The organism is Novosphingobium sp. PhB165 (assembly GCF_004341845.1).
Classification (GTDB): Bacteria; Pseudomonadota; Alphaproteobacteria; order Sphingomonadales; family Sphingomonadaceae; genus Novosphingobium.
The window spans coordinates 179,971-205,628 of the sequence record NZ_SLVB01000003.1; the positions used below are offsets into that span (position 1 = coordinate 179,971).

Genomic DNA, 25,658 nt, shown 5'->3' on the forward strand with positions numbered 1-25,658 from the left:
GCCATTCGAGCCGGGCTGCGAACCTTCGCCGCCAACGATCCAGTCACAGGCAAATAGGGCGACCGCGTCACGCACGTCGCCCAGCGCACCCTGCGATCACAGGGGTAGTGGCACGGAGGAACTCTCGCAAGCGGCGCGCGCAAGTGCGCGCCGCCTATCGTCGCCGCGCGACGGGCCTCCGGGAACCACCCGCGAATCCGAGACGGCACTGGAACAGGAAATGGCTCCGCATGCGGAACGGAGCCTCTTCCGGACGCCCTTTTCGATCAGATCGGCCAGCGCCCCAATGGATCACGATCCGGGCGGCCGAAAGCGGCCGGGCGGTTGCGATTTCCATGACTTGCATGCCACCCGCCATCACCCGGCACGGCAATCATCGATCCAGTGCAGCGGAGCCGACTCGCCCGGAATCCATTCAATCCGTGACTCTCGGCCACAATCGGAGTATCGGGCCCGCCATCCCTATGGCTATTGAAATCCCCACCCCGCCCAAGGTCGGCATGGTCAGCCTCGGCTGCCCCAAGGCGCTTGTCGACTCCGAACGCATCCTCACCCGCCTGCGCGCCGATGGCTATACGATGAGCCCGGACTACGCCGGCGCCGATGTCGTGCTCGTCAACACTTGCGGTTTCCTCGACTCCGCGAAGGAAGAGAGCCTGGCCGCAATCGGTGAAGCCATTGCCGAAAACGGCCGCGTGATCGTCACCGGCTGCATGGGCAATGAGGCCGACGTGATCCGCGCCCGCTTCCCGGACGTGCTCGCCGTGACCGGCGCGCATCAGTACGAAGCCGTGGTCGAGGCCGTTCACGACGCCGCCCCGCCTGAGATTTCGCCCTACGTCGACCTGATCCCGCAGATCTACGACGAAGCCGGCGTGAAGCTGACACCGCGTCACTACAGCTATCTGAAGATCTCGGAAGGCTGCAACCACGCGTGCTCGTTCTGCATCATTCCGTCGCTGCGCGGAAAGCTGGCGAGCCGCCGCATCGACGCGGTGCTGCGCGAAGCAGAAAAGCTGGTGCAAGCCGGAACGCGCGAACTGCTCGTCATCAGCCAGGACACGTCGGCCTATGGCGTCGACGTGCGACACGAGACGCGCATGTGGAAGGACCATGAAGTCCGCACCCACATGACCGACCTCGCGCGCGAGCTGGGCCAGTTGAAGGATGCGCAAGGCCGCGCGCCTTGGGTGCGCATGCACTACGTCTACCCCTATCCGCACGTCGACGCGGTGATCCCGCTGATGGCGGAGGGTCTGCTGACGCCCTATCTGGACATTCCGTTCCAGCATGCCGCGCCGTCGGTGCTGAAGTCGATGAAGCGTCCGGCGAACGAGGCCAAGGTGCTCGAACGCCTGCACAAGTGGCGCGAAATCTGCCCGGATATCGCGATCCGCTCCAGCTTCGTGGTCGGCTTCCCCGGCGAGACCGAGGAAGACTTCCAGTACCTGTTGGACTGGCTGGACGAAGCGCAGCTCGACCGCGTCGGCGCCTTCCGTTTCGAACCTGTCGAGGGTGCTTCCGCCAACAACCTGCCGAATCCGGTTCCGGAAGAGGTCAAGGAAGAGCGCTATGCGCGAATCATGGAAAAGACCGCCGCGATCAGCGCCGCCAAGCTTCAGGCCAAGGTCGGCCGCGTGATCCCCGTGATCATCGACGAAGTGGGCGAGCCGGACGAAGATGGCGAAATCGGTGCAACCGCCCGCTCGCAGGCCGATGCGCCCGAGATCGACGGGAATGTCTTCCTGCGCAACGTGGGCGACCTGCAAGTCGGTGATATCGTTGACGTCCTTGTCGAAGACGCGGACGAGCACGACCTATACGGGGCATTGACTCAGGGCTGACCGCGATCGGATATGCGCCTTCGAGTTGCAAGTCTTGCAATCAAAGGCGATTTTTTCGCGTTTGCGAAGAATCGGTCCGGCAAGCATATGGAGGGGGCCTTTCAGGCATCCTCTCCCAAAAACTTTCCAAAGGGGCTGGTCTTCGGACCGGCCCTTCTTTTTTGCCCGCGAGCTTCGTTCGATCGGGCCCGAACGTTTGCGCGCGCATGGCGAGGATCATCGGGTGCAACCTCCTCAATCCTCCATGATGCTTGGGCGTCCGAATAGGACATCAGCCCGCAGACTCTCACGCTCCCTGTTTCCCGTCGCCCCCGCGAAGGCGGGGGTCCCGCTTTCTTGCGACCTCTCGTTCCACTCTAAGGAAGCGGGATCCCCGCCTTCGCGAGGATGACGATGGGATCCTTGAAGATCACGGCTAGTGCTCCGCCGGTTCAACTGCTCGAAACCCAGCCTTGCCCGCCAACTTGGCACAAAGCCGGCCAACTCCCGCAAAGGTCATCCCGAACACCGTTCAAATGCATTACAAACAAATCTGAACCACGCATTTCCGCGCGTTCATCAGGCAGCAAAGTTGCACTCCTTGCAACCATACTCCAGTTTTTCGCGTTTGCGGAGAATCGGCCCGGCGAGCATATGGAGGAGGCCTTTCAGGCATCCTCTCCCAAAACTTTCCAAGGGGCTGGTCTTCGGACCGGCCCTTCTTTTTTGCCGCCAGCCCGTCCGGAGCATGGCGAGGCTTTTGCACGTCCCGTGACGACGCCCCTCGCCCGACCGGATCGGAATGCTTATCCGGCTCCATGCGTTCTCGAAAATGCGCCGAAATGCAAATGCATCAAACCAGAGCGACGGAGTTCCGCCACTTCGCCCAGGCGATTGGTTGCACAACACGCAATCAAGGCCGATTTTTTCGCATTTGCAGCAAAACATGTCTGCGAGCATAAGGAACGGGCCTTTCAGGCATCCTCTCCCAAAACTTCTACGGGCTGATCTTCGGATCGGCCCTTTCTTTTTGCGCAGCTTCCGCGCAATCCCGGCATTGAATTCGCGGGCGTTGCATTTAAGCGTCGCGTCATGAACCGCACCGTCCTTGCCCGCCTGCTTGCCGCCGGCGCACTCATCCTCTCCCCCAACATCGCCGCCGCGCAGGCCACGCCGCCCGTAACGGCGGCGCCAACGAACGGCGCGCTCACGCCCGCGCAGGAACAGGCCATCGACGCCGCCGTCACCAAAGCGCTGGCACAAAGCGGTGTGCCTTCCGCACAAGTCGCCATCGCGCGCGGCGGGCAGATCGTGCTGGCCAAGGCCTGGGGCAAGGCGGCGGACGGCATGCCCGCCCACCCCGACCAGCCCTACCAGATCGCATCCAATTCCAAGCAGTTCCTCGGCGCGCTGATCCTCAAGCTGCGCGATCAGGGCAAGCTCTCGCTGGACGACAAGGTTTCGAAGTACCTGACCGGCGTTTCCGGCGGAGACGAGATCACCATCCGCCAGTTGCTGTCGCACACGTCCGGCCTCCGCGATTTCTGGCCGCAGGACTATGACTTCGTCGACATGCACACCCCGGTAAAGCCGGAGGAAATCGTCCGGCGCTGGGCCACTGCACCGCTCGACTACAAGCCCGGCACGCGCTGGCAATATTCGAACACCGGCTATGTCGTCGCCGGGCTGATTGCGGAGAAGGCGGGCGGTGCACCGCTGTGGACGCTGTTCGAGCGGGAACTGTTCCAGCCGCTCGACCTCCATCCGCTCAAGCTGGACGACACCAACAAGCCCGGTTTCCCGCAGGGCTACCACCGTTATGCGCTGGGCCCGGTCGTGCCGGCCTCGCCGCCTGCCTCGGGCTGGCTCTGGGCCGCCGGTGAAATCTCGATGACCGCCTCCGATCTGGCGCGCTGGGATATCGCCCGCCTCCATCGCACGCTGCTGCCCGCCGCCGACTGGGAGGAACAGGAAGCTCCGATCATCCTCGCGGACGGAACCAACTCGGCTTACGGCCTCGGCGTGTTCACCCGCACCGCGGACGGCCGCCGGGTCATCAACCATGGCGGCGAATCGACCGGCTTCCTTTCGCAGGCCACGATGTACCCCGACAGCGACGTCGCCATCGTCGTCCTCACCAATGCCGACTTCGGCTCGGTGACGGGCACGGTGACCTCGGCGATTGCCGATATCGTCATGCCGCGCGACCTGCCGCTCGACAGCGGAGAAGCCGCGCGCACGGCAGATGCCCGGGCCCAACTGGAAGCGCTGGTGGCGGGCAAGTTCGATCCGGCAGGCTTCACCGCCCACGCCCGCGATTACTTCTCGGCCGCCGTGCGCAAGGACTATCGCGAAAGCCTGACCCCGCTCGGCCCGCTCACTGCCTTCGAGCCCGCCGGCAAGCCGAAGCTGCGTGGCGGTTTCGTCAACCGCACTTTCACGGCCACCTTCGGCAAGCGCAAGCTCGCGGTCTCGACTTATGCCGAGCCCGGCGCGAACGGCGCGTGGGAGCAGTTCATCGTCATGCCTTCAGAAGATTGACGCGCCACGGGTGGCGGTGTCCGTTCGGGTCGGCTAGCCAAAGCGCATGGTCGATTCGTCGCGTATCTACACCGCCGCCCTCGTCGTCATCGGTGACGAGATTCTCTCCGGTCGCACACACGACAGGAACATCGCGCAAGTGGCCACCTGGCTGCAGGTGCAGGGCATCCGCCTCAAGGAAGTGCGCGTGGTGGCGGACGATACCGCCGCCATCGTCGAGGCCGTGAACCTGCTGCGCGCTCGTAACGACTATCTGTTCACCACCGGCGGCATCGGCCCGACGCACGACGACATCACCGTGGACGCCATTGCTGAAGCACTCGGCGTGCCGGTGATCGTCCATCCCGAGGCGCGGGCGATTCTCGAAACCTATTACGAGACGCGCGGCAGCCTCACCGAAGCCCGCCTGCGCATGGCCCGCACGCCCGAAGGCGCCAGCCTGATCCCCAACCGCTACACCGGCGCGCCGGGCATCCGGTACGAGAACGTCTTCATCATGGCGGGCGTGCCCAGCATCACTGCGGGCATGCTCGATGCCCTGACCGGCACTCTGGAAGGCGGCGCGCCGCTGCTGTCGGAAACGATCGGCTGCTGGGTGGGCGAAAGCGAAGTGGCCGACTTGCTGCGCGAGACCGAGAAGGCGTTCGAAAGCTGCCAGATCGGCTCCTACCCGTTCTGGGGTGAAGGCCGCACCGGCGCCAATTTCGTGATCCGATCGGTCAATGCCGAAGAGCTGGCGGCCTGCGCCCATGCCCTGATCGACGGCCTGACCGCGCTCGGCAAGGCGGCAGTCCCGGGTGGGATCTAAGCTTATTCCGCTGGCGTCGATCTTCCTTGCCGGTTCGGCCCCGCAACAGGCCGAGTTCGAGCAACTGCTTGCCCGTAACGACAGCGCCACCGCCGCGCTGGGCGAATGGTGCGCCGCGCATCACAGCGCCGATGCGCCGGTCGTGACTGCACAGCCGGTGAAGGGGGAGGACTCCGCCCTTCCCTCCGACGCCCGCGCCCTATTAGAGGTCTCGGACCACGAAACGCTGGGCTATCGCCACGTCCGCCTGACCTGCGACGGGGTGACGCTGTCCGAAGCGCACAACTGGTTCGTGCCCGCGCGCCTGACCGATGCCATGAATGCCACGCTGGCCTCCACCGACACGCCTTTCGGCAAAGTGGTCGCCCCGCTGCACTTCACGCGCGAGCGGCTTGAAGCGCGCCATGGTCGGCTTGAAGGCTGTCCGCCCGGCACGTTCCTCACGCACCGGGCGTTGCTGCGCCTCCCCGATGGGAAGCCGATCAGCCTCGTCGTCGAATGCTACCAGCGCGAGGCGCTGGAGCCATAACCGCGTTCGATCAGGCCGCGACCGTCTCGGTTCCGGCGATCGAAGTGCGGTGCATCATGCGGCCGGTCGACTTGTCGTAGGGGATCGCCCGGTGCATCGCGCCAGTATTGTCCCAGATCACGAAATCGCCCTTGGTCCACTTGTGCCGCAGCGAGAACGCCGGCTGCGCCGCCCATTCCTGCAAGCGGATCAGCATGGCGCGGCCAGCCGGGACTTCCAGGCCGACCACGTGATCCGCGGTCGTGCCGATCACCAGCGACTTGCGGCCCGATTCGTGGGTCCAGACCAGCGGATGCTCCTTGATCAGACCGATGCCGAGCACGCGCTCACGGTGCTTTTCCGGAATGGCATCGGCAATCGGCGAGAGGCTGGCGCGCACCGAGTGCACGGCCTTCATCCCCTCAAGCTCGCTCTTCTCCTCGTCCGACAGGCCCTCATAGGCGGCGTACGTGCTGGCGAACTCGGTCTCGCCGCCCTTGTCCGGCGCGATACGGCAGGACAGCAAGGTGGCGAACGGCGGCGGCATGTCCACGGTGATGCCGTCCATGTGCCAGAAGAACGTGCCGAGCACGTATTCCGGCTGCGGATTGATCTTCTCGTCCAGCGTGACCTGATAGACGTCCGCATCGTTTGACTGGACGTTGTTGCGCGCAGTGAGGCGCACCTTTTCACCCATCAGGTTGGTGATTTCGAGCTGCTCGGCATCGGTGAGGTTCAGCTCGGGGAAGACCACGACGGTCCGTTCTTCCACCTTGGCGCGAATCGCCTTGGCCGCCTCAGGCGTGAAGATGTCCGCACGGTCATCCCAGACCACGCGTGAGCCGATATGTTCCTTGATGTCTTCAAAGCGGATAGCCATCTGGCCGCCTCTCCCGTATTGGTTATGCTGAACATGTGTACAGCGTGACGAGACTCCGCGCAACCGTGTAGCGACGGCAGCGCCGGGGCGACGATTTACGGCATGTCATTCAACGCTCTTCGTCGAACAGGATATGTCGCTCGTCGGGCGCAGGTGCCGCATTGTCGTATGCTTTCTAAGAGTGGCGCCCATAAAACAGGGAGCTTCTCATCACATGCCCAGACGTGCTCTTATCCGCGTCGCGCCGGCCCTCGCGGCCATGGCTTTCGCGCTGACTTTCCCGGCAATGGCCTCCGCGCAATCGGCGCCTACCCCAACCGCACCTGCAAAAGCCGCCCCCGCCAAGCCGGCCTGGGTCGTCGCCAGCGATGCCGAGACAATGAAGCTGATCCAGCTCGAAGCGGCCTTCACCCCCGAGTCCGCCTCGCAGATGGGCCTCCCCGAATTCGACGGCAAGATCACTGACCTTTCGCTCGATGCCGACGATCGCCTCGTCGCCGCCTATCAAGCGCGCCTGGCCGACATCAAGAGCCGGATCGCGACCGAACAGCAGCCCGAAGTGCGTCAGGATCTTCAGATCCTTGCCGCCTACATCCAGCGCCAGATCGACGGCATCAAGACCCATGATCGCCTGCAGATGAACTGGATCGACCTGCCGCAGGCAATCGCCTCCGGCTTCGGCGACCTGCTGTCCGATCAGACCCCGCCCGAGCGCCGCGCCAAGGCCGCCGAGCGCCTGCGCCGCTATGTCGGCAGCGAGCCGGGCACCAAGCCGGCCGTCGAACTCGCCAAGGCGCAGTTCCTCACCAGCCGCGAAGGTCATCTCGGCCCCTATCGCCGCGACGTGGAGCAGGCGATCGGCAATGTCCCGACCTATATCCAGGGCATCCACGCGCTCTTCGCGAAGTACGGCATCAAGGGCGCCGATGCCGATCTTGCCAAGCTCGACAAGCAGCTGACCGACTATGCCAAGTGGGCGCAGACCACGGTCCTCCCCGCCGCCCGCGCAGATTATCGCCTGCCCGAGGAAGTCTACGCGCTGAACCTCCAGCAGGTCGGCATCGATATCGACCCGCGCCAGCTGATCGACCGTGCCGCGCGGGGCTACTACGTCACCCGCGCGCAGATGCAGGCGCTGGCCCCGGTGGTCGCGGCCAAGTTCGGCTACAAGGCCACCGACTACCCCTCGGTGATCCGCGAGCTGAAGAAGAACGTGATCCCCGCCGATCAGGTCGAGGCGCGGTACCGCAAGGTCAATGCCGAGCTGGAGGCCATTGTCCGCCGCGAAGACATCCTCACCCTGCCGCAGACCCAGCTACGCATGCGCCTCGCCACCCCCGCCGAGGCCGCCGCCGTGGCCGCGCCGCACATGACCGCACCACGCCTCATCGGCAATACCGGCGAGCAAGGCGAATTCATCCTCACCACCGGCAATTCGCAGAAAGCCGAGGATGCCTATGACGACTTCGGCTACGATGCCGCCACCTGGACGCTGAGCGCCCACGAAGCGCGCCCGGGCCACGAATTGCAGTTCGGGGCCATGGTCGATCACGGCGTCTCGCTCGCCCGCGCGCTCTATGCGTTCAACAGCGTGAACGCCGAAGGCTGGGCACTCTATGCAGAGGGCGAGATGCTGCCCTACGAGCCGGTCGAGGGGCAGCTCATCGCATTGCAGGCCCGCCTCCAGCGTCAGGCCCGCGCCATGCTCGATCCGATGCTCAACCTCGGCATGATCGATCTCGACAGTGCCCGGCGAGTGCTGCGGGATGAAGTGGTGCTGTCCAAGGGCATGACCGATCAGGAGCTGGACCGTTACACCTTCCGCATGCCGGGACAGGCAGGTTCGTACTATTACGGCTTCGAGCAACTCGCCCAGCTACGCGTGAAGACCGAGAAGGCGCTGGGCCCGGCGTTCAACCGCAAGGCCTATCACGACTTCATTCTCTCGCAGGGCCTCCTGCCGCTCTCGATCCTTGCCGAGACCGTGGAGCGCGACTTCATCCCCGCACAGAAAGCCGCGGCGGCCGCCTCGAAGTAGCCCCCCCGACTTCCCTCGTCATTGCGCGGGCCGCAGGGCCCGCGGCCTGCCCGGGCTCATGCGAACCGCCCTGGCAGGCTGCTCCTTCGGGGGCGCAATGGTGTGGAGGGATCGCAAGGTGACAGTCCGGTTGACACAGTTGACACGGTCCTGAACCGAAAAGCCGTCCCCGGTCTGGAGCCGGCGTCCGTGGCATAAATCCGACGATTTCAAAGAACTCTGCTGCCGCGCAAGATGACAGAACAAAGCCCTGTAGGAAAATTCGCCCCGATCAGATCCCGGCCGCCATGCCGCCGGTGACGCGCAGGGTCTCGCCGGTGACGAAGCGGGCGCGCGCTGACGAGAGGAACAGCATGGCCTCGACGATATCCGCCTCTTCGCCGAAGGCGTCGAGATACTGCATCGCCTTCACCCGCACCTTGGTCGCTTCGGGCAGTTCGTTGCGGATCGTGTCGGTCAGGATCAGGCCGGGCGAGATCGCGTTCACGCGGATGCCCTCGGGCGCGAGTTCGCGGGCGAAAGTGATCGTCAGCCCGGCAACCGCCAGCTTGGACGTGCCATAGGCCGTGCCGCCCATATGGGCAGCGGACGAGGAGATGTTGACGATATTCGCGCCGGCTCGGCCTGCCATGTAGGGCTTCGCCGCCAGCGTGGCGATGACGGTGCCCATGACGTTGACGTCGAACAGGCGCCGCACCTTGGCCACCCCCATCGCCGCGATCGGCTGGCTGTATTCGTCGCTGTGAAGGCCCGCATTGTTGATGAGGAGGTCGATCCCGCCCTGCGCCGCCGCAGCTTCGGCCATGATCGCCGCCATGCGCGCTTCATCGGTCACGTCGCCTGCATAGCCGGTGGCGCTGCCGCCCGCCGCCCGGATCGCTGCTGCCGCCGCTTCGGCTTCTGCGCCGTCGCGGTCTACCAGCACCGCATGGGCGCCCTCGGCGGCCAGCGCCTCACCGAAAGACTTGCCGAAGCCGCGACCGCCCCCGGTCACCACCGCGACGGAGCCCGCTCTATCTCCAGTTGATGCGACCGTTCCGTTCATCCTTGCTCTCCATCGCGCTGCTTTGACGGAGGATCTAAGGGTGAAAGGCGGTCAGCACCAAACGCGGGCACGATGCCTGATCGCTGCTGCCCCGACGGGCAGGCATCAGTTGCCGGTGCCGCCGGACGTCTTGCGGATGAACGCCGCCACATTGTCGTGCAGTTCATGCAGCGACGGCAGGTGGGCATAGACCATGTGGCCGGATTCGTAGTGGCGATACTCCACATTCGCCTGAAGCGCGGGTGGCACCGGCAAGTGCTGCATCTCGAACACGCCTTCGTAATAGGGCGTCGAGACATCGAAATAGCCGCCGTTGACCATGACCTTCATGGTCGGGTTCTGCTTCATCGCAATGGCCAGATCGGGCAGCACGTTGGGCAGCGCGATCAGCGGCTTGCCCGCGCCGGGGGGCTGGTGGCGATAGTCCCAGCTGCCGTAGATGCTGATTCCCGGCTTGAACTGCTTGTCGCCGCCCTCCCCGGCGCCGTAATGCAGCGTGCCGCGCACGTACTGGTTGAACGCCGCGATATAGGCGCCTTCCAGCGCCGCGCTCTGCGGATCGTAATCGGCCACTTTGCTCAGCGGATCCAGCGTCGCCCCGGCAAAGCGCGTGTCCAGCGTGCCGGTGGTCAGCCCCTGATCGGCCAGCAGTTCCTTCTGGAAGGCGCCGTATTCGATCCTGAGGTTGGTCTTCAGCAGATAGTCCACCGGCAGCCCGGTATAGGCTGCGAGTTGGGCGGCGATGCGGTGACGCTCGGCATCGGGCAGCGCGTTGCCCTTCATCAGTGCCTGCGCATAATCGCCCGTCGCGAAAGCCTCTACCTGGGCGAGCAGGGTCTTGAGATCGGCCGGCCGGTCGGCCAGCTTGTTGTGATACCACGCGGTCGCCGCATAAGTGGGCAGCGCGACGATATAGGGCAGGTCCACCGTGGGATTGGTCTGCGGATCATCCGGCATCAGATCCCAGTTCAGGATGTCCGACAGCAAGATCACGCCATTGAGGTCGATCGACTTGTTCTGCAAGGCCAGCGTCATGCCCGCCGCGCGCATCGTGCCGTAGCTTTCGCCGAACAGGTACTTGGGCGAATTCCAGCGCCCGTACTTGTTCAGGAACTGCTCCACGAACTGCGCGAAGGCATCGATGTCCTGATCGACGCCGTAGAAGGCTTTGGCCTTGTCCTTCCCCGCGATGCGGCTGAAGCCGGTGCCCGGTGCATCGATGAAGACCAGATCGCTGGCGTCGAGCAGGCTCGCGTCGTTGTTCACGGTGCTGTAGGGCGCCGGCGCGGTATGGGCATTGTCGGCCGTTTGCACGCGCACCGGACCGAAGGCGCCCATGTGCAGCCAGACGCTCGACGAGCCCGGTCCGCCATTGAACAGGAAAGTGATCGGGCGATCCGGCGAACGCACGCCGTCTTTGAAATAGGCGACGTAGAACATCGAGGCTTCGGCCTTGCCCGCCTTCGCGTCGTCGTCGTCATCGGAGGCCTTGGCGTCAAGCGCGTCGGTGTCTTCCCAGCCCTTGGCATGGGCAACCAGCGTCCCCGCCACCGCGTGATAGGCGATGCGCGAGCCGCCGACGCTGACCGATCCGGTGGACTGCACCGCTTCCGGCTGGAACAGCGCGACCGGCTTGTCCGCATCGCCCGACGGCGCATTCACCGGCGCATCCGCCTTGGTCGCGGGTGGCGCGGCCAGCGCGGCGGACGCGGCCAGCAGGCAAGCGAAGGGAACGGCGGCCAGGGCAGGCTTCATCTATCGACTTTCGGGAAAGGGCGACCACGATCGGAAGCGGCCAAGTTACGGGGCCGCCTTCGCAAAGCAAGCCTTTCGGCGGGTTAAATTGTCGGCTTTGGCAGACAAACGAAAAGGGCCGGAGGTTTCCCTCCGGCCCTTAAATCCGTTTCGCGGTTCCTGAAAAATCAGGCGCCGGCGATCTCGGTCGTGTCGATCTTGAGGCCGGGGCCCATCGACGACGAAAGCGAGATCTTGCGAACGTACTTGCCCTTCGAGCCCGAGGGCTTGGCCTTGACGATCGCATCGACGAACGCGCTGAAGTTGGTCAGCAGGTCGGCGTCCGAGAACGACATCTTGCCGATGCCGGCGTGGATGATGCCCTGCTTCTCAACGCGGAACTCGATCTGGCCGCCCTTGGCGTCCTTCACGGCCTGCGTCACGTTCGGGGTAACCGTGCCGAGCTTCGGGTTCGGCATCAGGCCCTTCGGACCCAGCAGCTTACCGAGACGGCCGACGACGCCCATCATGTCCGGGGTGGCAATGACGCGGTCGTAGTCGAGGTTGCCGGCCTGCATGTCGTCCATGAGGTCTTCCGCACCAACCTTGTCGGCGCCGGCGGCGAGAGCTTCCGCAGCCTTGTCGCCCTTGGCGAACACGGCAACGCGAACGGTCTTGCCGGTGCCGGCCGGAAGCGAAACCATGCCGCGAACCATCTGGTCGGCGTGACGCGGGTCAACGCCCAGGTTCATCGCGACTTCGACGGTTTCGTCGAACTTGGTCGTCTTCAGGTCGCGCAGGGTCTGCAGCGCTTCAGCGACGGGGTAGTGCTTGAGGTTGTCGCCGAGCTTTTCGGTCAGCGACTTCTGCTTCTTGGTCACCTTGGCCATGGAATCAGCCCTCCACCACTTCGAGGCCCATCGCGCGGGCCGAACCTTCGATGATCTTGGTGGCGGCTTCAATGTCGTTGGCATTGAGGTCGGCCATCTTGACCTGAGCGATTTCGGCAAGCTGCGAGCGCTTGACGGTACCGGCGCTGATCTTGCCCGGCTCCTTCGAGCCCGACTTCAGATTCACGGCCTTCTTGATGAGGAAGGTCGCCGGGGGCGTCTTGGTGACGAACGTGAAGCTGCGATCCGCATACACCGTGATGATGGTGGGGATCGGCATGCCCTTTTCGAGCTCCTGCGTGGCGGCATTGAACGCCTTGCAGAATTCCATGATGTTCACGCCGCGCTGACCCAGCGCAGGGCCGATCGGCGGGGACGGCGTGGCGCTGCCGGCCTTGACCTGCAGCTTGATGTAACCTTCGATCTTCTTGGCCATGTGGCCACTCCTTCACACTTTCGCAGCCGCTTGGCGGATGCTCATGTTTAGCGGTTTTACGGACACTGGCGCATCCTCCCGCAGGGAATCGCACCGGAACGGATCCGGTCCGAAGGGCGCGCCCCTAAACGAAATCGGAAAGAAAGGAAAGGGCCGAGTTCAGGCCCCGCCCATATCGGCCGACGCGCCGGACGGACCTGCCACCCGCCGCTGTGCCCGCTGATCTGCCCGCCGCTGCCATACCGCGCGGATCGCGTGGCGGGCCGGGCCCTCGATATAGCGGAACGAGACGTCCGCAGCCAGCAGTACCAACGCCGAGTAGAGCAGGGTCACCACAATCCAGGTGGTGCCGTCTCCGGGAATATGCCCGAAGCGTTGCTCGCCCAGCATCAATATCGGCCAGTGCACGAGGTAGATCGCATAGGACCGGTCGCCCAGCCAGCGCATCGGCGCCGAACCCATGATCTTCAGCCGCAATGCCAGCAGCAACAGCGCCGGCCATGCCAGCAGGCTCAGCGGCAGCAGGGAACTCATCCGGCCCATGTCGAGCGAAATGCCGATCGCCATGAGGCACAGCAACAGCATCGACGGCGCATGGCGCAGCCGCGCCCGCGCATGCCAGAGCACCTGGCCAAGGAAGAAGCCGAGCAATCCGCGCGGCAGGCCATCCCCGACCCAGGGGCCGCCCGCCCTGCCCTGCACCGCGAAATGCAGCAGGGCGCCCAGGATCGCCAGTACCGTCACCCGCTGCAATGTGCGCCGACCGCCCACCGCTCCGAGCGCGAACAGCACGTAACAGGCGCATTCGACCGAGATCGACCAGCTCGGTCCGTCGAAACTGTGCCCAACCCAGCCGACGAAGCCCTGCAACATGAAAAGGTGCGCCATCAAGGCGAGCGGGGTGTTGCCGGGATCGTCCAGAAACACCACGCCGCAGACCAGCAGCATGACAAGGTGTAGCGGATAGAGCCGCGCCGCGCGCGCCACCGCGAAGCTCTCCAGCGTGCCGCGCCGAAGCACATAGCCCTGCCCCGGCGAGCGCTCGATCAAATAGACATGCGCGAAGATGTAGCCAGAGATCAGGAAGAACAGGTCCACCAGCGTCCAGCCCCAGTGCTGGAACCAGCGCAGCAGTCCCGGCAGCGCCGCGTTCACGTCGGGCGCGAACAGCGATTGCGGGTGGTAGAGCAGCGCGACCCCGCACGCGGCAAGCCCGCGCAACCCATCGAGACGCGTCAAGCGTCCGCCCGGCCCTGTCGCCTCGCCTTTCAAGGTTGCGAAAATCCCCATCGCCCGAATGCTTAGCAGGGTCAGGGTTAAGAGGCTGATAATTGCGGCTTCACGCCGCGCCCGCCGCTCGCCATATCGGCCGGACCATGGAAAATACCGAACTCGACCAGTTGATCTGGAATGCTCTCACCGGCGAACAGGCGCGTTTTGCACTCGGGAGCGGCAATGCCCGCCGCTTCCATCCCGATATCGGCCCACTGGCGGCAGTGCGCGACCATTCGCCCGAAAGTCTTGCCGACTTCGCCGCGCTGTGCCGCGAACATGGGCCGCTCGCGCTGATGCAGCCCGGCGAATCGGTTCCCGTGCCCGGCATCGATCTCGTGAAGACCGCGAAAGGCGTGCAGATGATCTTCGCCGGGGACGCAGCGGCGCGGGATGCCATCGACGCGGCGGTACAGGACCCGCGCATCGTCTCGCTGGAGACGCCGGACCATCCCGAGATGCTGGAACTGGCCACGCTGACCGAGCCGGGCCCCTTCGGCACGCGGACCGGCGAACTGGGCGAATTCTGGGGTGTGAAAGAGGATGGCCGCCTGCTCGCCATGGCCGGCCAGCGCACCCGCACCGGATCCCATATCGAAGTCAGCGCCGTCTGCGCCCATCCCGACGCGCGGGGCCGCGGGCTGGCCGCCCTGCTCTCCCGCCGGGTCGCCGCCGCGATTCTCGACACCGGCCGCACACCGATCCTGCATTCCTATGCCGACAATGCCGCCGCGCTGGCGCTTTATCACAAGCTCGGCTTCGTCGAGCGCGCGCGCGTGAGCCTGACGATCTACGCACCTAGCGCCTGAAACGAAAAAGAGGCGCTTTCCACCTGGGAAAGCGCCTCTTTTCGATCCAGCAGCCCCGCACGAAGCGAGGCGACGCGGATTACTTGCTGAGTTCGACGTGCTCGAAATCGAGTTCGACCGGCGTCGCGCGGCCAAAGATCGAGACCGAAACCTTGACGCGGTTCTTGTCGAAATCGAGTTCCTCGACAATGCCGTTGAAGGTCGCGAACGGACCGTCCAGCACCTTGACCGAATCGCCGATCTCGTAATCGATGCTGACCGTCTTGCGCGGGGCAGCGGCAGCGGCTTCGGCAGCGCCGAAGTAGCGCGCGGCCTCGCTCTCGCTGATCGCCTGCGGCTTGCCGCTCGATCCCAGGAAGCCGGTGACCTTCGGGGTGTTCTTGACGAGGTGATAGACGTCGTCGTTCAGCGTCAGCTTGGCGAGCACGTAACCGGGCATGGTCTTGCGCTCGACCTGGACTTTCTTGCCGCGCTTGACCTCGGTGATGGTCTCGTGCGGAACCTGCACGTCCTCAACGAGCTGCGACAGCCCCATACGCTCGGCTTCGCCGAGGATGGATTCCTTCACCTTGTTCTCGAAGCCGGAATAGGCGTGGATGATGTACCAGCGGGCCATGGTTCTCTCTCGTTGTCTGGTTTCAGCCGATCAGCGACAGGAGCGAGCTGACGATCCAGCCGAACAGTGCGTCGATGCCCAGGAAGAACACTGCCAGCAGCAGCGTCATCAGGCCGACGAAGATCGCGGTCGTCACCGTTTCCTGGCGCGACGGCCAGTGAATCTTGGAGGCTTCGCTGCGCACCTGGCGGAAGAATTCGCCCGGAGTGGTCTTGGCCATGTCAGTCGTACTCGCATCTCTGCCTGGTGCCCGGGATGGAAGCCCGGGCGGGAAAATGTCTCGCCGCTTCCGGCTAGGGGCCATCGCCGCCCCGGCCGGGGCCGGGAGGGGCAGATAGGATCCTTATGTCGGAAGGAAAGCGCGACTTAGCGTCCGTCTGCCCGATTTGCAAGGTCTGCCGGATCAGCAAGCCGCGCGAGGAACGAGTTCGAGCTGGAATAGAGCACGCGTGCGCCGTCCGGCAGGGCCACGGGCTTGATCGTGCCGATATACCAGAGGTAGTCCGCATGGCGCGCGGGCGGGAAAGTCCGCAGGTCAATATGCTGCTGCGGCGCGTAGAGAATGCGCTGCGTCGGATCGGCAAAGCGGTACGAAAGATCGCGCATCGACAGCATATGCACGTCAGGCAACGCGAAGTTCGAATTCTCCATCGCGCTGCGCCGCACCACGGCATAGGAGCCGAAATGCTCGAACGGGCCGAAGCGCCACTGCCGGCGCGGAATCGCCACGGCGGTAGCGACGCGGGCGCCTTCCGGCACTTGGTCCAGCGCGGCGATCAGTTCGTGTGCGGTCTGCGCGTCCTGATACCAGACCACCGTGGTCACCAGCGTCCGCGAGACGAACAGCGCGGTTGCCGCCGAGACCGCCCAGCGCGGCAGAGTCCAGTCGATCGAGAGGCAGGCGACCATCAGCGCCATCGTGCTCAGGCGATAGTCGGCATAGTCACCGCCGAAGATCTGACGCGGCACGATCAGCGTCAGCACCAGCAGCATCAGCGCGGCCCAGCCGAAGCGGCCATCGATCTTGCGCAGCGCCAGCGCGCCCGCCAGCACCGCCAGAACGGCGCAGAGGCTAACGATGTCGAAGCTGTAGTCGAAGCTGCGCATCGACCGGTAAAGGATGCCCCACTTGTAATCGAGCACCCAGCGTCCGTAGGAAACCTTGGAGTTGGATCCCATGCCGGCGAGCATCGGCAGCAACGGGAAGATCAGCGGCCAGGGCTTCACGAAGGGGCGCCAGTCGCGCCAGCTCTTCCGGTGGGCCCATTCGTAACCGAAGATCATCACGCCCATCACGCCCCAGCCCGAGACGTGGCAGAGCCAGACGACGAATCCGGCCGGCACCATCGGTATCCAGCGCCAGGCCTTGCCCTCCAGCCGCACCCAGGCCGCGAAAACGAACAGCGCCATGGCCACCGAGAGCGACCAGTTGACGAAGCCCATCAGCAGCGAGGGCGACCAGATCATCGCCAGCGCCAGAATAGGCCCCACGTTCATGCGGCGGCCGAGCGACCGGCACAGGGCATGGACCGAAAGCACCGAAAGGAAGGGAATCAGCGCAACGATGATGCGCCCTGCCCGCTCCAGCCCAAACACCGGCGCCATCGGCACCATCAGCAGTTCGACGCCGAGATTGCCCGTCCACTCCCAGTTGAAGCGGAAATAGCGGGTGAGATAGGGATCCTGCCCGTGATCGAGCGCGACCTTGTACCCCGCAAGGTGCGAGGGATAGTCGGTCATCTGCGGCGCCCAGGCGACCAGCACCGGCAAGGCGGCGATCACCGCCATGGCCAGCGCGAAGGCCAGCCCGCGGTCGATCGCAGGCATGCGAATGCCCGTCACGGCCTTGGCCATGGCCCTGAACAGGTTCTGGGTCTGCGGTTGCGCGGTACCGTGCATCTGCGAGGTATTCTTTCCCGACTTAAGCCAGTCTGGCGCCCTTCGGGGCGGGAGCCCTTGGCTCCACGAGTGCCCGAATCGCCAGAAGCGGCCCCTCCTGAGCGCGCCTAACCGCAATCGCGCGATTGGCAAGCGTTTCACGGTATCGCGGCTTGCGGCTTATCGCAAACGCGAAGACGGGGCGACCAATGCAAATCGCACCATTGCAGCGCAGGGCCCCGGGGATTTCCGGGGCTCCGCGTTGCAATGGTGCGAAGAAAATGCTGGCAGGAGTGCACGGACTCGAACCGTGGGCCCTCGGTTTTGGAGACCGATGCTCTACCAACTGAGCTACACTCCTGCGGGCGGGGTTGCCTCTAGAGCGCCTTGGCGCAGATGACAAGGGGATTACGGCAGAAAGGCACGAACTTAATCCACAGCCCTGCAATCCGCCCCCACAATCTGTTAAGCCATAGACACCCTCTCACCCGCCAATCCAGTCAGGCAAGACACGTGCACGCGCCCAGTTCCACCAGAATGATCGAGCCGGAGCTTCTTATGCTCGCCTACCGCAGCGGGATTTTCCCGATGGCGGACAGCCGCGACGATCCGGAGATTTTCTGGATCGAGCCGCGCCTGCGGGCGATTCTCCCGCTGGACGGCTTCCACCTTTCGCATTCGCTGGCCCGCACGCTGCGGCGGGGCCGATTCACGGTTACTTGCAACGCGGCCTTTTCCGAAGTGATGGAAGCCTGCGCCGCACCGCGTCAGGTGCGGCCGGACAGCGACGACGAATCAGGCAGCTGGATCAGCCACCGCATCCAGGCGAGCTACGAGAATCTGCATTTCCTGGGTCAGGCGCATTCGATCGAGGTCTGGCAGGACGACGCGAACGGCAAGCGCGCGTTGGTGGGCGGGCTCTACGGCGTGGGATTCGACCGGGTGTTCTGCGGCGAGAGCATGTTCTCGCGCGTGCCCGATGCCTCGAAAGTGGCGCTGTGCTGGCTGGTGGCGGCGCTGCGCCTTGGCGGCGCGACTCTGCTCGACTGCCAGTTCATGACGCCGCACCTCGCCTCGCTGGGCGCGGTGGAAATGCCGCAGAAGCGCTATCTCGCGCTGTTGCAGCAGGCTCAGTCGGGAGTCGCGGCGGGCGAAGGCGCAGTCGAGGTGGGTGCGGGCGATGCCGGTGCGGGCGATGGCGCCGCAGCCGATTCGGAGGCAGCGGGCGCAGGCGCCGCGTTGCCATTGCCCGAGGCCTTTGCTGCGCTCTTGGCGTTGCCAGTCGATTCGGCACCCGGCGGCAGTGCCTCTTCACCCGGGAAGCTCATCGCGCAGTTCTTGACCCAGACGTCATAGACCGGGTGCTGCACGGTGTTGAGCGCGGGTGAATTCTTGAACAGCCAGCCCGAGAACACCTTGTGCCACGCGAGCTTCTCGTTCGCGTTGGCGCGTTCCTCGACAAAGGCCTGAACGAAAGCGCCCTCTTCCTGCGGCCGTTCCCAGGGGAGCGACTTCTCGCAAGTGGCGACCTTGACCACCAGATTGCCGATGCGCTTGGCCTCGCCCGGCTTCATCACCAGGTCCTGCGTCAGGTTGTTGCGCTTGTTGAGGACGCCGAGCGTGACCACGCGGTCCTTGTTCGGCGTGCCGAGCTGCTGGCCCTGCGCGGCTTGCGCCGGACCGGCCTGCATGCCGGCAATGGCATCGGGGATAGAGGTATCCTGCGCCTCAGGCGCGGGCTCGCCCTTGCCACAGGCGGCCAGCGCCAGCGGCAAGGCAAGCACCTGAGCGAGAGCGAGAGACCGCTTCACGCGCGCGCCTTTCAGGCTTCCGGCGACCAGGCCTCGTAATCGCCCGTGGCGGCAGCACGCACACCACCGCGTTCGAGCGCGCCTTGCGGGCGATAGGCCTCGACCGTGCCAGTGGCGTTCGGCGAATAATCCACTTCCCAGATGCGCGGCGGCGGCAGGTGGCTTTCCGGCACGCCGTCATAGCTGTGATGCAGCCAGCCGTGCCATTCGGCGGGGACGTTGCTGGCGTCGTTGGCGCCCGCGTAGATCACCCAGCGGCGGTCATACCCCTCGGTAGTCCGCACTTTGGCGGACTTCGAGCGATAGTACTTGTTGCCCTGCGCGTCGGTGCCGACGTGCTCGCCATTGCGCGAGCTCCAGAGCGAGGTGCCAATGGTGGCGCCGTCCCACCAGGTGAAGATCTTGGACAGGATTCCCATGGGCTGCGCGTTAGCGCCGTTCCGCGCCGATGCCAAGCATGTTCCCGTGCGAAAACGATAGTCGCTGGGGGTTTCGCGGGCAGCCCCGCTTCTTATTCCGTTTCCGAGGCATCTCCCCCGAACGCGCACTGGACATGCACGGCCCGCAGGATCAGCCTCTCATGCGGGAGAGAAGCCTGAAGGCGCTTGGCTTGGCAACAACCCTGGGGAGGGTTTCGCATGCGTCGACAGGTTTTCGCGCGACTTGCATTTGTCGCTCTGCTCCCGCTCGCTTTTTCAACCGTGATGCCGCCATCGCGCGCCGATGCAGCGCCAAAAACCGCGACCAGGCTGGCCAAGTTGCCCGCTTTGGGTGCGGACGCGAATCACGTCACTGTCTCGGGCCTGTCCTCCGGCGGGTTCATGGCCGCGCAGTTCTCGGTGATCCATTCCGCCACGGTAAGCGGCGTCGGCATCGTCGCGGGCGGGCCTTACGGCTGCGGACTGGCGGGCATCACCGTGGTCACGGCCTGCATGACCGGCACGCCTTCGGGCGCCGGAGCGAGGATCGCCGCGCAGATGAACGAGATGAGCGGCGCCATCGATCCGCTCGTCCATGTGAAGGATCAGCGCGTCTACCTCTTCCACGGCGCGGCCGACAGTGTGGTGGGCAAAGGCGCACTCGATGCTCTGCGCGACTTCTATGTCGATGTCGGCGTGCCCGCCGCAAACCTTCAGTATCTCCAGAACTTCCCGGCCGAGCACGCCTTCCTTTCGCTCACAGCGCCGCACAATTGCGGCATTCTGGGCACGCCGTTCGTGAACCGCTGCGGTGCCGACGCCACAGCCACGGGCATGCCCCGCTATGACCAGCCCGGCGCAATCCTGACCAAGCTCGTTGGCGGCGACCTCGCACCCCCGGCCACGGCTTTATCGAGCGCACCGCAAGCCTTCGCGCAGTCGCCTTATCTCTCCGCGCTCAGCGCCATGGCGACGACCGGCTATGTCTATATTCCCAAGCCCTGCCGCGAGACGGGCGCGAATTGCCGCATCCATGTCGTCTTCCACGGCTGCGGACAGGCGGCCGCCTACACCGGCAATGCAGTCTATGCGCAGCTTGGATACAACGCCTGGGCCGACACCAACCGCATCGTGGTGCTCTATCCGCAAGTCGAGAAAAGCCCGCTTTCCGGCAATCCGATGGGCTGCTGGGACTGGTGGGGCTACACCGGGCCGTTCGCCACGCGCTATGGTCCGCAGACCAGTTCGGTACAGGCGATGATCGACCGGCTTGCCGAAACCGGAACCTGAAAACGCCTACCAGCTCACCTTGTCACCCGGCGCGATGCCAAGCTGCGCGGCGCGCCCGCCGTTGAGTTCAAGCACGCCGATCACCGGCCCCTTGGACGGCAGCGGCCGCTCGTCATAAGGCACCGCATCGGCGGCGATGTTGAGCACGCGGTGGTCGGGCCCGATGAACAGGATGTCGAGCGGGATTACCGTGTTCTTCATCCAGAAGGCCGCCTGACGCGGGGCCTTCTCGGGGAAGATCATGCCCTCGTCCGCGCCCATTTCGGTGCGGAACATCAGGCCCTTGGCCTGCTCCGCCTCGGTCGCGGCCACTTCCACGCGGAAGGCATGGCTCTTGCCCGACGCCAGCCCGACCGTCAGCGGCACCACCGCGAGCCCCGATTCGGGATGAACCGACGCCGTTTCGGACGGGGCAGTGGCCGCCGCCTCGGCCGCGCCTTTCGAGCAGGCGGCCGGCAGCATCAGTACGGGGAGCAGCAGAAAAGCGGCAAACTTGCGAGCGATGTCCATGTCTCAGACGTCTCCGGCTTCCGATTCGATCCCGGCATCGGCCCATTCCTCGGCCGCTTCCGGGTCCTCGGCATCGACGATCGCGCGCACCATGTCGAGCCGGTGCCCGGCGCGCAGCATCGCCGCGATGTGCTTCTCCCGCAGCTTTTCACGCGCGAGCCTGTCCTCGGGCTGAACCGCGAAGGGCCCGAACCGCCGCCGCCGGGCCAGAACCAGCGCCGCCTGCCGCTCGGCCGCGTCGTCCGGCCGCACCGCCGCGCGCATATCCTCGTCCAGCCCGGCGTGCCCCAGCGCCTCTCCCACGCGCCGCGCGCCATAGCCGCGCCGCAGCAGGCTGCCCGCCTTCATCCGCGCCCAAGCGGCGTCGTCTACATAGCCGAGGTCGGAATACCGGGCGACCAGCGCAGCGAGATCGGGTGATTCGTCACCCGCCCAGCCCCGCTCGCGCAATTTGCGTTGCAGATAATCGCGCAGCTTCCCTTGCGTCGTCGCGAAACGCGCGACATAGGCGAGCGCTAATTCTTCCAGGTGGATCTGGTCGAGCGGTTGTGGATTGCGACGCTTGTCGGACATCTTGCCCTATTCGTGCCACACTCGGCTCGGAATGGGGAGAGCGCACGGAACCATGCAGGTGGGATGGCTATGTCCGGTTCAGCTTGAACAGGATAAAAGCGCCCGGTTCCTGAAGAATAAAACGGTATAACAACAACGGGTTATAACGAAATGACCGACACCATCAGCATGGTGCCGCAAGCGGTTGAAGCACTTGTCGCTACCCCCAACCGGGATGCGCTTGCCCGCCGTTTTGCCGATTTCGACACTTTCTGCGATGCCCTCGACTATGCAGCGAAGGGGCAGCGCGGGTTCAATTTCCACGATCCGCGTGGCACTCTGAAGCGGGTTTACCCGTTCAGCGAACTGCGTGCGGATTCGATCAAGGTGGCGCACGCGCTTGTCGCGCGCGGCGTCAAACCGGGTGATCGCATCGCCCTGATCGCCGAAACCGGCGAGGAATTCGCCGCGCTCTTCTGCGCCATCGTCTACGCAGGCGCCTGGCCGGTGCCGCTGCCCCTGCCCACCAGCTTCGGCGGCAAGGACAATTATATCGAGCAGCTCGCGGTCCAGCTTGCCAGCTCGGACCCGCTCCTGCTGGTCGGCCCCGACGAAATCGCCGAGATGACCGCCGCCGCCGCCCAGCGGCAGGGTTGCGGCCATGCCACCTGGGCCGATTTCGCCGCCAAGGATGCGCCCGAAGTCGCACTGCCCAAGGCCGGTCCGGACGATATCTGCTATCTGCAGTATTCCAGCGGATCGACCCGCTTCCCGCACGGCGTTGCGGTCACCCACCGTTCGCTGATGTCGAACCTTGCCGCGCACAGCCACGGCATGGAACTGGCCGAGAACGACCGCTGCATCTCGTGGCTGCCGTGGTACCACGACATGGGTCTGGTCGGCTGCTTCCTCTCGCTGATCGCCAACCAGGTCTCGGGCGACTACCTCAAGACCGAGGACTTCGCTCGCCGCCCGCTGGCATGGCTGGACATGATCACGCGGAACGAGGGCACCTCGATCTCGTACTCGCCGACGTTCGGCTACGACATCTGCGCCCGCCGTATCTCCAGCCAGAGCCACGTGGGCGATCGCTTCGACCTGTCGCGCTGGCGTCTTGCCGGCAACGGCGCCGACATGATCCGCCCGGACGTGATGCAGAGCTTCGTCAATGCCTTTGCCGATGCGGGCTTCAAGGCTTCGGCCTTCCTGCCCAGCTACGGTCTCGCCGAAGCGACGCTGGCCGTCACCATCATGCCGCCGGGCGAAGGCATCCGCGTCGAACTGGTCGAGGAAGAGCGCCTTTCCGGCAGCCCGCGCGACCTCAGCCGCCCGGCCCGCTACCGCGCCATCGTCAACTGCGGCAAGCCCGTGCTCGACATGGAAGTGGTGATCCGGGGCGAATCCGGGGCGAGCCTGGGCGACCATCAGATCGGCAAAGTCTGGTGCCGCGGCACCAGTGTCATGCACTCCTACTTCCGCGACCCCGAAGCGACCGAGGCCTGCCTCGTCGACGGATGGCTGGACACGGGCGACATGGGCTACATGACCGATGGCTACCTGTTCATCGTCGGCCGCGCGAAGGACATGATCATCATCAACGGCAAGAACCACTGGCCCCAGGATATCGAATGGGCCGTGGAACAGCTGCCGGGGTTCAACCATGGCGACATCGCCGCCTTCTCGGTCGAGACCGAGAATGGCGAGGAAGCGCCTGCCGTGCTCGTGCATTGCCGTGTTTCCGATCCGGTCAAGCGCATCGAACTGCGCGACCTGATCCGTGACAAGGTGCGTTCGATCACCGGCATGAACTGCGTGGTCGAACTGGTTCCGCCGAAGAGCCTGCCGCGCACCAGTTCGGGCAAGCTCAGCCGCGCCAAGGCGAAGAAGCTCTACCTTTCGGGCGAGATCGAGCCGTTCAAGATCGCGGCCTGATTTCAGGCTATCGAATTAAAGGGACGGGCCGGGAGCGAGAGCTTTCCGGCCCGTTTCGATTCCGGCGGATGCCGGAGGCCACGATAGCCCGTCACCTTACCGGCGCGGTGTTTCGCTTTTTTGGTTCACGCAGAAACGCAGAGATGTTGGTCGGCGCCGCAGGCAATGTCCGTCTCTCAAGCCTTGCGACAGCCGCAATGCCCGCGGAAACCACGAGCCTACGGCAAACGGGCCCTCTTTGCGCCTTTGCGCCTTTGCGCGATTCCTCTTTCCTTTTTTTCTTCTCCGCGCCTCCGCGCCTCCGCGTGAACCCTTCGAAGGCGTCGATTCTCGGGTCAAGGACTCGGTAGACGCCACACGGACAAGTCAGGTTGCCTGGAAAGAAATCGTTTCACGCGGAGGCGCGGAGACGCGGAGAAGAAAAAGGGAGGAATCGCGCAAAGGCGCAAAGGCGCAAAGATTTGGTTCTGCTTTGGAGGCGATTTTCGTCTCTTGCTCCTTGGGGTGGACGCAATGTTCCCGGGACTGCGGCTTCGCCGCGAGGGTTCCATTTCTGCGCCCGATTTCAGTCCGTCGCTTGCTCGCGCTCTTCCCACTTTGGATAGGCGGGTAAAGTCACCAGCAGCAGGCCGCTCACCACACAGCCGATCACGCCGGCCCAGAGGAACGGGCCATAATTGCCGGCCTTGTCGTAAACGACGCCCGCCAGCCATGGGCCCAGTCCCGACGCGAAAGCGACCATCGCGGCCATCACACCGTAGATCGCGCCGAAGTGTCGCATGCCCGCATATCCGGCGGTGAGATAGGCACAGATCTGCGTCTTCGTCCCCGCCGCATAGCCGTTGACCAGCAGGCCGAAAATCACCGCCGCCGTCGAATTGATCGCCCCGATCAGCACGAGGAAAGTCACCGCCGTAACCCCCATTGTCACGCCGCCGATCCAGTTCGGCCGGTAGCGGTCAAGCAGCGCGCCGGTCACCAGCTTGCCGATAATGCCAGCGACCCCGGTCAGCGCGGTAAGCCACGCCGCGTTGGTGCGGGTTACGCCGGCTTCGGTCAGGATCGGGAAAAGGTGGATGCCCAGCCCCACGGTCAGCACCATGACCAGGAACGTCGACAGGCCCAGCTGCCACATCGCCCGGCTGCGCAGCGCCTCGCGCGGGGTAAGGCCCGGCAAGTGCAGCGTGCTGCGCGCCGCGACCACTCCGCCCGACTTCTGCGCCGCCCGGCGGGCGCGGTCGTGCACGTCGTAAAGGAACAGCGCGCAGAGCAGCAGCGTGAGCCCGCCCCAGCCGATCGCGAACCAGACGAACGCACCGCGCCATCCGGTGTAGTCGATCAGGAAGTTGCCGAGCGGGGGGACGACTGCCTGCGCCACCGCCGTTCCCGCCACGGTCACGCCAAGCGCAAGGCCCCTGCCCTTCTCGAACAGCCCCGCGACCGCCGTGGTCCAGACAGTCGACTTGATCGAGGTGACGACAAGGCCGAACACGCCCCACATCACCAGCCACTGCACCTCGGAGCCATTGGCCAGCGCGAAGGCGCTCATCGAGATCATGACCAGCACGATCCCCGGCAGCGCCAGTCGGCGCGATCCCATGCGGTCGATCAACGCGCCGTAAAACGGCGAAAGCAGCGCGGTGACGAAGGTCGCAATCCCGGGCCCGGCCGAAAGCACTGAGCGGCTCCAGCCGAATTCCTTGCCCAGTGGCTCGAAAAACAACCCCGTCGCCGCCAGCAGCACCGAGAAGAACGAGAAACCGACTGACGAGGCGAGAACGAGCGTCCAGCCCGAACGCCATTCCTGCCTCTGGTCGGCCGGTACCGGCCGGACCCTATCCGGTGCGTGCATTGTTCTCTCCCTTG

At 64.9% G+C, this 25,658-nt stretch carries 22 protein-coding genes, 1 tRNA gene and 1 pseudogene; 9 read left to right on the plus strand and 15 right to left on the minus strand.

Annotated features, from left to right (window positions below; translation table 11 throughout):
- Positions 1-464 precede the first annotated feature (464 nt).
- The 4 genes from rimO to EDF56_RS09415 all read left to right on the plus strand — a co-directional run bounded on the left by rimO (position 465) and on the right by EDF56_RS09415 (position 5,701).
- Complete coding sequence (gene rimO, locus EDF56_RS09400; RefSeq protein WP_132386669.1) at positions 465-1,844, plus strand: 30S ribosomal protein S12 methylthiotransferase RimO; 1,380 nt, start codon at positions 465-467, stop codon at positions 1,842-1,844.
- A gap of 1,071 nt (positions 1,845-2,915) precedes the next feature.
- Positions 2,916-4,364, plus strand: coding sequence for a serine hydrolase domain-containing protein (locus tag EDF56_RS09405; RefSeq protein ID WP_132386671.1), 1,449 nt, complete (start codon positions 2,916-2,918; stop codon positions 4,362-4,364).
- Positions 4,365-4,410: 46 nt separating this feature from the next.
- Positions 4,411-5,172 (plus strand): molybdopterin-binding protein, encoded by a 762-nt coding sequence (locus tag EDF56_RS09410; protein ID WP_132386673.1) that lies wholly within the window; start codon positions 4,411-4,413, stop codon positions 5,170-5,172.
- Entirely contained in the window at positions 5,162-5,701 is a 540-nt protein-coding gene (locus EDF56_RS09415) for a hypothetical protein (RefSeq protein ID WP_132386675.1), read from the plus strand. Before EDF56_RS09410 ends, EDF56_RS09415 begins: the two co-directional genes overlap by 11 nt.
- A 10-nt stretch (positions 5,702-5,711) precedes the next feature.
- On the opposite strand, the gene EDF56_RS09420 is transcribed toward EDF56_RS09415, so the two are convergent.
- Positions 5,712-6,560 carry a TauD/TfdA family dioxygenase gene (locus EDF56_RS09420; protein WP_132386677.1) on the minus strand — a complete coding sequence of 283 codons (849 nt, stop codon included), beginning with the start codon at positions 6,558-6,560 and terminating at the stop codon, positions 5,712-5,714.
- A 214-nt stretch (positions 6,561-6,774) separates the two neighbouring features.
- On the opposite strand from EDF56_RS09420, the gene EDF56_RS09425 reads away from it, so the two are divergent.
- Entirely contained in the window at positions 6,775-8,598 is a 1,824-nt protein-coding gene (locus tag EDF56_RS09425) for a DUF885 domain-containing protein (RefSeq protein WP_132386679.1), read from the plus strand.
- Positions 8,599-8,869: 271 nt separating this feature from the next.
- On the opposite strand, the gene EDF56_RS09430 is transcribed toward EDF56_RS09425, so the two are convergent.
- From EDF56_RS09430 to EDF56_RS09450, 5 genes are all read right to left on the minus strand, one after another.
- Entirely contained in the window at positions 8,870-9,643 is a 774-nt protein-coding gene (locus EDF56_RS09430) for an SDR family oxidoreductase (RefSeq protein ID WP_132386681.1), read from the minus strand.
- Positions 9,644-9,748: 105 nt separating this feature from the next.
- Complete coding sequence (locus tag EDF56_RS09435; protein ID WP_132386683.1) at positions 9,749-11,398, minus strand: peptidase S10; 1,650 nt, start codon at positions 11,396-11,398, stop codon at positions 9,749-9,751.
- A 167-nt stretch (positions 11,399-11,565) separates the two neighbouring features.
- Positions 11,566-12,267 (minus strand): 50S ribosomal protein L1, encoded by a 702-nt coding sequence (gene rplA, locus EDF56_RS09440; RefSeq protein WP_132386685.1) that lies wholly within the window; start codon positions 12,265-12,267, stop codon positions 11,566-11,568.
- 4 nt (positions 12,268-12,271) lie between these two features.
- Positions 12,272-12,703: a 50S ribosomal protein L11 gene (gene rplK, locus EDF56_RS09445; RefSeq protein ID WP_132386687.1), complete on the minus strand. Its 432-nt coding sequence runs from the start codon at positions 12,701-12,703 to the stop codon at positions 12,272-12,274.
- A 159-nt stretch (positions 12,704-12,862) separates the two neighbouring features.
- Positions 12,863-13,942 (minus strand): acyltransferase, encoded by a 1,080-nt coding sequence (locus tag EDF56_RS09450; protein WP_243652511.1) that lies wholly within the window; start codon positions 13,940-13,942, stop codon positions 12,863-12,865.
- Between the two features lie 137 nt (positions 13,943-14,079).
- Here EDF56_RS09450 and EDF56_RS09455 point away from each other — a divergent pair, with 137 nt between their 5' ends.
- Positions 14,080-14,784 carry a GNAT family N-acetyltransferase gene (locus EDF56_RS09455; RefSeq protein WP_132387433.1) on the plus strand — a complete coding sequence of 235 codons (705 nt, stop codon included), beginning with the start codon at positions 14,080-14,082 and terminating at the stop codon, positions 14,782-14,784.
- 79 nt (positions 14,785-14,863) lie between these two features.
- On the opposite strand, the gene nusG is transcribed toward EDF56_RS09455, so the two are convergent.
- The 4 genes from nusG to EDF56_RS09475 all read right to left on the minus strand — a co-directional run bounded on the left by nusG (position 14,864) and on the right by EDF56_RS09475 (position 17,639).
- A complete protein-coding gene (gene nusG, locus EDF56_RS09460; RefSeq protein WP_132386691.1) occupies positions 14,864-15,400 on the minus strand; it encodes a transcription termination/antitermination protein NusG in 537 nt (178 codons plus the stop codon).
- Positions 15,401-15,422: 22 nt separating this feature from the next.
- Entirely contained in the window at positions 15,423-15,620 is a 198-nt protein-coding gene (gene secE, locus EDF56_RS09465; RefSeq protein ID WP_132386693.1) for a preprotein translocase subunit SecE, read from the minus strand.
- Between the two features lie 146 nt (positions 15,621-15,766).
- Positions 15,767-17,299, minus strand: coding sequence for a hypothetical protein (locus EDF56_RS09470; RefSeq protein WP_243652512.1), 1,533 nt, complete (start codon positions 17,297-17,299; stop codon positions 15,767-15,769).
- Between the two features lie 264 nt (positions 17,300-17,563).
- Positions 17,564-17,639, minus strand: a tRNA-Trp gene (locus tag EDF56_RS09475).
- A gap of 176 nt (positions 17,640-17,815) precedes the next feature.
- On the opposite strand from EDF56_RS09475, the gene aat reads away from it, so the two are divergent.
- Positions 17,816-18,634 carry a leucyl/phenylalanyl-tRNA--protein transferase gene (gene aat, locus EDF56_RS09480; RefSeq protein WP_132387435.1) on the plus strand — a complete coding sequence of 273 codons (819 nt, stop codon included), beginning with the start codon at positions 17,816-17,818 and terminating at the stop codon, positions 18,632-18,634.
- A gap of 35 nt (positions 18,635-18,669) precedes the next feature.
- On the opposite strand, the pseudogene EDF56_RS26680 reads toward aat, so the two are convergent.
- Both EDF56_RS26680 and EDF56_RS09490 read right to left on the minus strand, forming a co-directional pair.
- Positions 18,670-18,969: pseudogene (locus EDF56_RS26680) on the minus strand (DUF2155 domain-containing protein); the annotation flags it as partial.
- A 131-nt stretch (positions 18,970-19,100) separates the two neighbouring features.
- Positions 19,101-19,508 carry an NADH:ubiquinone oxidoreductase subunit NDUFA12 gene (locus tag EDF56_RS09490; protein ID WP_132386695.1) on the minus strand — a complete coding sequence of 136 codons (408 nt, stop codon included), beginning with the start codon at positions 19,506-19,508 and terminating at the stop codon, positions 19,101-19,103.
- A gap of 285 nt (positions 19,509-19,793) precedes the next feature.
- Here EDF56_RS09490 and EDF56_RS09495 point away from each other — a divergent pair, with 285 nt between their 5' ends.
- Positions 19,794-20,798, plus strand: a complete 1,005-nt coding sequence (locus EDF56_RS09495; RefSeq protein ID WP_243652546.1) for a PHB depolymerase family esterase — start codon at positions 19,794-19,796, stop codon at positions 20,796-20,798.
- 6 nt (positions 20,799-20,804) lie between these two features.
- Here the strand turns inward: EDF56_RS09495 and EDF56_RS09500 are convergent, their stop codons facing one another.
- Positions 20,805-21,308, minus strand: a complete 504-nt coding sequence (locus tag EDF56_RS09500; RefSeq protein WP_243652513.1) for a DUF192 domain-containing protein — start codon at positions 21,306-21,308, stop codon at positions 20,805-20,807.
- A gap of 3 nt (positions 21,309-21,311) precedes the next feature.
- Positions 21,312-21,881 (minus strand): RecX family transcriptional regulator, encoded by a 570-nt coding sequence (locus tag EDF56_RS09505; protein WP_132386699.1) that lies wholly within the window; start codon positions 21,879-21,881, stop codon positions 21,312-21,314.
- A gap of 150 nt (positions 21,882-22,031) precedes the next feature.
- On the opposite strand from EDF56_RS09505, the gene EDF56_RS09510 reads away from it, so the two are divergent.
- Positions 22,032-23,792 carry a fatty acyl-AMP ligase gene (locus tag EDF56_RS09510; RefSeq protein WP_132386701.1) on the plus strand — a complete coding sequence of 587 codons (1,761 nt, stop codon included), beginning with the start codon at positions 22,032-22,034 and terminating at the stop codon, positions 23,790-23,792.
- Between the two features lie 565 nt (positions 23,793-24,357).
- Here EDF56_RS09510 and EDF56_RS09515 read toward each other — a convergent pair.
- Positions 24,358-25,644 carry an MFS transporter gene (locus EDF56_RS09515; RefSeq protein WP_132386703.1) on the minus strand — a complete coding sequence of 429 codons (1,287 nt, stop codon included), beginning with the start codon at positions 25,642-25,644 and terminating at the stop codon, positions 24,358-24,360.
- Between the last annotated feature and the right edge of the window lie 14 nt (positions 25,645-25,658).

What these genes read in the sequence shown, in the direction of transcription:
- EDF56_RS09495 (WP_243652546.1), top strand. Translation starts at nt 19,794, where the DNA reads ATGCCGCCATCGCGCGCCGATGCAGCGCCAAAAACCGCGACCAGGCTG.
- aat (WP_132387435.1), top strand. Translation starts at nt 17,816, where the DNA reads ATGATCGAGCCGGAGCTTCTTATGCTCGCCTACCGCAGCGGGATTTTC.
- EDF56_RS09510 (WP_132386701.1), top strand. Translation starts at nt 22,032, where the DNA reads ATGACCGACACCATCAGCATGGTGCCGCAAGCGGTTGAAGCACTTGTC.
- EDF56_RS09515 (WP_132386703.1), bottom strand. Translation starts at nt 25,644, where the DNA reads ATGCACGCACCGGATAGGGTCCGGCCGGTACCGGCCGACCAGAGGCAG.
- EDF56_RS09410 (WP_132386673.1), top strand. Translation starts at nt 4,411, where the DNA reads ATGGTCGATTCGTCGCGTATCTACACCGCCGCCCTCGTCGTCATCGGT.
- secE (WP_132386693.1), bottom strand. Translation starts at nt 15,620, where the DNA reads ATGGCCAAGACCACTCCGGGCGAATTCTTCCGCCAGGTGCGCAGCGAA.
- rplA (WP_132386685.1), bottom strand. Translation starts at nt 12,267, where the DNA reads ATGGCCAAGGTGACCAAGAAGCAGAAGTCGCTGACCGAAAAGCTCGGC.
- EDF56_RS09430 (WP_132386681.1), bottom strand. Translation starts at nt 9,643, where the DNA reads ATGAACGGAACGGTCGCATCAACTGGAGATAGAGCGGGCTCCGTCGCG.
- nusG (WP_132386691.1), bottom strand. Translation starts at nt 15,400, where the DNA reads ATGGCCCGCTGGTACATCATCCACGCCTATTCCGGCTTCGAGAACAAG.
- EDF56_RS09425 (WP_132386679.1), top strand. Translation starts at nt 6,775, where the DNA reads ATGCCCAGACGTGCTCTTATCCGCGTCGCGCCGGCCCTCGCGGCCATG.
- EDF56_RS09405 (WP_132386671.1), top strand. Translation starts at nt 2,916, where the DNA reads ATGAACCGCACCGTCCTTGCCCGCCTGCTTGCCGCCGGCGCACTCATC.
- EDF56_RS09500 (WP_243652513.1), bottom strand. Translation starts at nt 21,308, where the DNA reads ATGGACATCGCTCGCAAGTTTGCCGCTTTTCTGCTGCTCCCCGTACTG.
- EDF56_RS09435 (WP_132386683.1), bottom strand. Translation starts at nt 11,398, where the DNA reads ATGAAGCCTGCCCTGGCCGCCGTTCCCTTCGCTTGCCTGCTGGCCGCG.
- EDF56_RS09420 (WP_132386677.1), bottom strand. Translation starts at nt 6,560, where the DNA reads ATGGCTATCCGCTTTGAAGACATCAAGGAACATATCGGCTCACGCGTG.
- EDF56_RS09490 (WP_132386695.1), bottom strand. Translation starts at nt 19,508, where the DNA reads ATGGGAATCCTGTCCAAGATCTTCACCTGGTGGGACGGCGCCACCATT.
- rplK (WP_132386687.1), bottom strand. Translation starts at nt 12,703, where the DNA reads ATGGCCAAGAAGATCGAAGGTTACATCAAGCTGCAGGTCAAGGCCGGC.
- EDF56_RS09505 (WP_132386699.1), bottom strand. Translation starts at nt 21,881, where the DNA reads ATGTCCGACAAGCGTCGCAATCCACAACCGCTCGACCAGATCCACCTG.
- EDF56_RS09470 (WP_243652512.1), bottom strand. Translation starts at nt 17,299, where the DNA reads ATGCACGGTACCGCGCAACCGCAGACCCAGAACCTGTTCAGGGCCATG.
- rimO (WP_132386669.1), top strand. Translation starts at nt 465, where the DNA reads ATGGCTATTGAAATCCCCACCCCGCCCAAGGTCGGCATGGTCAGCCTC.
- EDF56_RS09455 (WP_132387433.1), top strand. Translation starts at nt 14,080, where the DNA reads ATGGAAAATACCGAACTCGACCAGTTGATCTGGAATGCTCTCACCGGC.